This is a genomic window from Amycolatopsis sp. NPDC043885 (genome assembly GCF_056435685.1).
Window position 1 is genome coordinate 211,547 of sequence record NZ_JBWKEA010000007.1, and the last position, 6,000, is coordinate 217,546.

At 70.0% G+C, this 6,000-nt stretch carries 6 protein-coding genes; 3 read left to right on the forward strand and 3 right to left on the reverse strand.

All coding sequences use genetic code 11. The annotated features are described in order from the left end of the window. Nucleotides 1-189: 189 nt before the first annotated feature. From add to AC069I_RS22385, 3 genes are all read right to left on the reverse strand, one after another. Nucleotides 190-1,239, reverse strand: a complete 1,050-nt coding sequence (add, locus tag AC069I_RS22375) for an adenosine deaminase (RefSeq protein ID WP_478266323.1) — start codon at nt 1,237-1,239, stop codon at nt 190-192. A gap of 128 nt (nt 1,240-1,367) precedes the next feature. After that, nucleotides 1,368-2,171: a DNA-formamidopyrimidine glycosylase family protein gene (locus AC069I_RS22380; protein WP_478227294.1), complete on the reverse strand. Its 804-nt coding sequence runs from the start codon at nt 2,169-2,171 to the stop codon at nt 1,368-1,370. A 6-nt stretch (nt 2,172-2,177) separates the two neighbouring features. After that, nucleotides 2,178-3,044 (reverse strand): ParA family protein, encoded by an 867-nt coding sequence (locus AC069I_RS22385; RefSeq protein ID WP_340683940.1) that lies wholly within the window; start codon nt 3,042-3,044, stop codon nt 2,178-2,180. Between the two features lie 109 nt (nt 3,045-3,153). Here AC069I_RS22385 and AC069I_RS22390 point away from each other — a divergent pair, with 109 nt between their 5' ends. The 3 genes from AC069I_RS22390 (at nt 3,154) to AC069I_RS22400 (ending at nt 5,784) form a co-directional block, all read left to right on the forward strand. After that, complete coding sequence (locus AC069I_RS22390; RefSeq protein ID WP_478227293.1) at nt 3,154-3,885, forward strand: methyltransferase domain-containing protein; 732 nt, start codon at nt 3,154-3,156, stop codon at nt 3,883-3,885. 70 nt (nt 3,886-3,955) lie between these two features. Continuing rightward, entirely contained in the window at nt 3,956-5,173 is a 1,218-nt protein-coding gene (gene dinB / locus AC069I_RS22395; RefSeq protein WP_478227475.1) for a DNA polymerase IV, read from the forward strand. A gap of 197 nt (nt 5,174-5,370) precedes the next feature. Then, nucleotides 5,371-5,784, forward strand: a complete 414-nt coding sequence (locus tag AC069I_RS22400; RefSeq protein WP_125675808.1) for a DUF3040 domain-containing protein — start codon at nt 5,371-5,373, stop codon at nt 5,782-5,784. Nucleotides 5,785-6,000 lie beyond the last annotated feature (216 nt).

Sequence of the window (6,000 nt, forward strand, 5' to 3'; positions counted from 1 at the left end):
GGCCCGGTGACTGCCTGGTATTCGCTATCAGGCACCACGCGAAGCAGAGACGACGAGCCGAAGGTGGCTCCAACTTGCGTTGTATCGCTGCTCAAAAGTCCTACGCGTGCGGTCCGCTAGCGGACAGCCACCTCACGAGTCCTGTTGGAATACAACTTTGGACCACCTCCTCTCTCGTGTACCGCCAAACTATGCGAGGAGTTCGGGGTCCTGCAACAAGATTTCTTCGATCTCCGCCGTCAGGGCCGTCTTGTCCGCCGACGGCAGAAAAGCCGCTTCCACGGCATTCTTCGCGAGCAGGGCAATTTCGGCCGCCGTCAGCCGCAGGGTTTCGGCCACCGCCACGTACTCGCCGTCGAGGGTGGCCCCGAACATCGGCGGGTCGTCGGTGTTGAGCGTGACCAGCACGCCGTGATCGAGCAGCCGTCGCACGGGATGCGCCGCGATCGACGCGCATTGCCCGGTCCGCACGTTCGACGTGGGGCAGACCTCCAACGGGATCCGTTGCACGGCAAGGTATTCCAGTAACGCCGGATCGGTGTGCGCGCCGACGCCGTGCCCGATCCGCTCGGCGCCGAGATCGTGCACCGCCGACCAGACGGTGGCGGGCCCGGTGGTCTCGCCCGCGTGCGGGACGCTGCGCAGCCCAGCCTCCCTGGCCGCGGTGAAGAAGGGGGCGAACTGCGCACGGCCGACACCGACCTCCGGGCCGCCGAGCCCGAAGGACACCAGGCCTTCGGGACGTTCGCGGAGCGCGAACACCACCGTCTCCCGGCCGGCGACGATCCCTTTCTCGCCGGGAATGTCGAAGCACCAGGCCAGTTCCACGCCGTGGTCCGCCCGTGCCGCCGCCCGCCCGGTCGCGAGACCGGTGAGGAGATCGTCCGGCGGCATCCCGTCGAGGACGTGGTTGTACGGCGTCACGGTCACTTCCGCGTAGCGCGCGTTCTGCGCGGCCAGATCCGCCGCCAGCCCGGTGACGAGGGTGTGGATGTCGCGGGCGTCGCGTACCAGCGACGTCACCGCCAGGTAGTTGCGGAGGAAATGCGGGAAATCGCGGAAGGTGAAGAACTCGGCGAGCTCCGACGGCTCCGTCGGCACACCCGCGGACGGGCGGCGGCGGGCCAGTTCCAGCACCGTGGGCAGGCTCGCCGAACCGACGAGGTGGACGTGGAGTTCGACCTTGGGCAGGGCGTGCACGAACGCGCGCAGCGCCGTGCCCGTGAGGATTCCGGGCATGACAAAGCTCCCTGGGATGAAGAAGTGAAGGGTGACGTGCGGAGGGAGCGGGTGGCTCAGGGAGCGAGGTCGCCGCGTTCGGTGTCGGCCCCGTAGAGCGGGAGCTTGAACAGCGTCACCAGGCCAGCTTAGCCGCTCGGAGCGGGTCCGGACTGGCATTTCGGGCAGAACCAGGTCGGCCTCGCCTGGTGTCCGGCACCCTGGGGAGCGACCTTGAGCCTGCCGCCGCAGCGGAAGCAGCCCTGTTTGGTCCGTTCGTAGACCCAGTGTTCACGGCCGCGGCGCAGATCGCCGGTGGTGGTCTGCGACGTGCGCCAGGCGTTGGTCTTCAGCAGCTTGCGTCCGAGCGCGACGGCCTTCGCGGTGTCCACTTCGGACACCGGTGTCCATGGTGTGACGCCGAGCAGGAAGCACATCTCGACCTTGTACATGTTCCCGATCCCCGCCATGATCCGCTGGTCCAGCAGGGCGTCGCCGAGTTCGCGATCCGGGTCCGCGGCCAGCGCGGCCGCCGCCCGCTCCGCGAGTTCGTCCGTCCACCGTGGATCGAGCAGATCCGGGCCGAGGTGCCCGACCAGGCGGTCTTCTTCGTCCGTGGGCACGAGTTCGAGGTCGTGCACGCGGAAGCCGATCGCCTGCAGATCCTCGGTGGCGAGGATGACCCGCGCCTGATGGGCCGGATTGCGCCAGCGCGCGCCGGCCCGGTAGACGTCCCACTTGCCGTCCATGCGCAGGTGGCTGTGGAGGGTGAGGTCGCCGGAGAACCGCGTCAGCAGATGCTTGCCGACCGTGCCGACACCGAGCACGTCACGTCCGGCGAGATCCGTCGTGGCCAGCCGGGGGACCCTGAACTCGCCTCGCAGCAGGTTCTTCCCGGCCAGCGCCTTGTCGAGGACCTTGCCGGCGAGGAAGACGGTGTCGCCTTCGGGCATCGGACGTCAGCCCGTGCCGGTGTCGCTCAGCTTGGCGGGGGCTTCGGTGGTCTCGGGCTCTTCGTCGCCGCGGACGCGATGCCGTCCGGCCCGGCTCGAACGCAGGACCTTCGCGAGCACCATGTTGAAGGTGAGGGCGATCTCCTGCGCGCCGGGGGAGTGCCACTCGTGGATCGGGCTGCACGCGCCCTGCGCCTGCTGTACCGCGAGCCGGTCCGGGATGGCCGTCGGCATCACCAGCGGGCCGAAGTTCTCCCGCAGCTCGGCCACGCGGAACTGGTGCTCGTAGGAGCGCACGCGAAGCTTGTTGACCACGACGCCGATCGGCCGCAGCCCCGGGTTCTGCTCTTCGCGGATCTTCTCGATCGCGTCGAGCGCGCGGCGCGCGCCGGAGACGGCGTACATCGTCGGCTCGGTGACGATCAGGGCGCTGTCCGCGGCCACCAGCGCGGAGCGGGTCAGCCTGCCGAGTGACGGCGGGCAGTCGAGGATCACCAGCTCGTAGGGTTCCTCGCGCAGCGGGTTCGTGTGCAGCTCGTCGAGCGCGCGGGAGAGGTTCTCCAAGCGGCGGCTGTCGGCGTCCGGTTCGTTGAGCATCTCCAGCTCTTCGGCGCCGACGAGAACGTCGATCTGGTCGCTCCACACGCTGGGCGCGATCGCGCGTTCGAGCACCGAGCGCACCGGCGTCTCCAGGACATCGGCCAGCGTGCGATCGGTGAAGGGCGGGTCCAGCGAGGTGGTGGCGTTGCCTTGCGGGTCGAGGTCGGCCACGAGAGTCCGGGCGCCCCTACGCAGCGCGGCGGACGCGACACCGAGGGCGACCGTCGTTTTACCGACGCCACCCTTCAGGCTGAGAACAGCGACCGTGTGCACTCGATACAGCCTACGGGCAGCCGGCGGGGTGGCTCCTTGGCAAGGTGTCGAACACCGCATCGGACTACACCCGGCGGCGCCCGGAAGGCGGGCATTACCCTGTGCGTTTATGAAGACGGACACCGTGGCCACGCGGGGATCGGGGGCGGTTCGCCGGGTTCTCGAAGCAGAACTCCGGGCCGCACGGGCGCGAGGCGCACAACAGCCGCACGTCGTCGACGTCGGCGGCGGCAGCGGCGGCTGGGCGGTGCCGCTGGCCTCGGCGGGCTGCCTGGTGACCGTGGTCGAGCCGAACCCCAACGCGCTGGCGACCCTGCGCCGCCGCGCCGAGGAAGAGGGCGTCTCCGGCAGCATCACGGTGATCGCCGACGACTCCGACGCGCTCGGCGCCCACGTCGCGGCGGGCTCGGCCGACCTCGTGCTCGCGCACGGGCTGCTCGAAGTCGTCGACGACCCGGCGCTCGTGCTCGCCGCGCTGGCCGCCGCGGTCAAACCCGGCGGGGCGGTCTCGGTGCTGGTGGCGAACCGGCACGCCGCGATCCTGCAGCGCGCGCTGGCCGGACGGCTCGGTGAGGCGCGGGAACTCCTCGCGTCCGGCAGCGGCGTCCTCGGTGGCGGCCGGGAGACCGTGCTGCGGCGCTTCGACGCGGAGGCCCTTCGCGCGCAGCTGATCGCGGTGGGGCTCGAGGTGACCTCGTTGCAGGGCGACGGTGTCGTGGCGGACTTCGTGCCCGGTGGGGTGCGGGAAGAGGATCTGGCGGAGTTCGAGCTGGCGGCGGCGTCTGTTCCGCCGCTGCGGGACATCGCCAGCAGGCTGCACGTCCTGGCCCACCGTCCCTGACCCTCACGAGACTGTCGGTGGTCCGGGCTAGTTTCTGCCCGTGGGACGAAACGCTGAATTGCCCGGCGGGATGGCCCGCTACCGCGTGACGACCGGGGCCACCGCCTGGCCCGACGACACCGGCTGCGGCCTGCTGCACGTCGACATGGACGCCTTCTTCGTGTCCTGCGAGCTGCGCACGCGCCCGGAGCTGGCGGGCAAGCCGGTGGTCGTGTCCGGCGGGGGGCCGAGGTCCGTCGTCGCGGCGGCGAGCTACGCGGCACGCGAGTTCGGCGTCCGGTCGGCCATGCCGTTCTCGACGGCCAAGCGGCTCTGCCCGCAGCTGATCTGCATCACGCCGACACCGGGGCTCTACGGCGAGGTGTCCAAGGGCGTCATGGAGGTCTTCCGCGAGCTGACGCCGCTGGTGGAGCCGTTGAGTCTGGACGAGGCGTTCCTGGACGTCAGCGGGGCGCTCAAGCGGCTGGACTCCTCGCCCGCGCGGCTCGGCGCCTGGATCCGGGAGCGGGTGGCCGCCGACTTCGGGATCAGTTGCTCGGTCGGCGTCGCGAAGGTCAAGTTCGTCGCCAAGCTGGCGTCCGGGATGGCGAAACCGGACGGCATGGTCGTCGTGCCGTCGGCCGAGACGCTCGCGTTCCTGCGCCCGCTGCCCGTGTCGGCGCTGTGGGGCGTCGGCAAGCGCACCGAGGAGCAGCTGCGGCAGCAGGGGCTCGACACCATCGCCGACGTCGCAGCCGCTCCGCTGTCCAGGCTGAGGCGGTCGCTCGGGCGGGCGCTGGGGGAGCATCTGTACGCGCTCGCGAACGGGCACGACGAGCGCGAGGTGGTCCCGGAGTCGCCGGACAAGTCGATCGGTGCCGAAGTGACCTTCGACGTGGATCTCCACGACCGCGCGGCGCTCGGGCTGGAACTCCTCCGGCTGTCGGAACGCGTCGCCGCCACCCTGCGCCGCCGGGGGCTGCGCGGGCGGACGGTGTCGATCAAGGTCCGGTTCGCGGACTTCAAGACGATCACCCGGGCCAGGACAACCGCCGTCGGAGTGGATGTGGCCCGCGACATCCACCGCACCGCCGTCGAACTCCTCACCGAGCACGCGCCGACGGGCGCAGTCCGCCTGATCGGGGTAAGAGTCGAAGGGTTGGACACGGAGAGTGATGGAGAGCAGCTGCTTTTCGAGTCACCCGAACCCCGTTGGCGGGATGCGGAAGTCGCCGCCGACGTCGCGAGGTCGAAGTTCGGCGCCGCCGCGGTGCGGCCCGCGTCACTGCTGACCCCCCGTGACCAGTGACATCGCCTGCTCCGCCGCCTCCGAGAGGGGCGAGCCGGGTGGTTTCGGCCAATTCGATCCCTTCTGGATACGGGATCGGGTAGTCGGACGAGCGCGGGGCTCGTATCCTGGACAGAGACACCCCGCCTGGGGTTGTCTGTTGGGTCCATGACGTTGCGCGGCCCGGCGCCCGCGACAGCTGTGCCGGAGGAGGAAAGATGCCACTCTCCGAGCATGAGCAGCGGCTGCTCGATCAGATCGAGCGCGAGCTCTATGCCGAGGACCCCAAGTTCGCATCCACGGTGCGAGGCACCCGGTTGCGCCGCCCCGCCCGCCGACGGCGTTTGCAGGGCATCGCCCTGTTCGTAGTGGGCGTCGCACTGTTGGTGCTCGGCGTGGTGGTCAACATCCGGGTCGCCGAGATCCCCGTGATCAGCGTGCTCGGGTTCCTCGTGATGTTCTTCGGAGTCATGATGGCCGTCACATCGATTCGGCAAGGAGCCGAAACGGAAGGCGGCAAGGACAGCGGTGGCCCGGGGGCCGGCGGAGGTGGCGGCAAGGCGTCCCCGCGCCGGAGCTCGTTCACCCAGCGCATGGAAGAACGCTTCCGCCAGCGCTTCGAGGAGCAATAGCTCCCACACACGCGAACATGCCGGCAGGGCGATGCCTTGTCGGCATGTTCGCGTTGTCATGCCCCAGGGCGCTGGCCACACCGGAAGGTTCGGGGGCGCCGGTACCGCGTGGGTCGGGGTGGTCGTGAGTGGCGTTTCTGGTTCGAACCCCAAAAACCCCCCCCCACCCCCCCGACCGAGAGCCTCACAGGGGGGCCTTCCCTACTTGAGACCGTT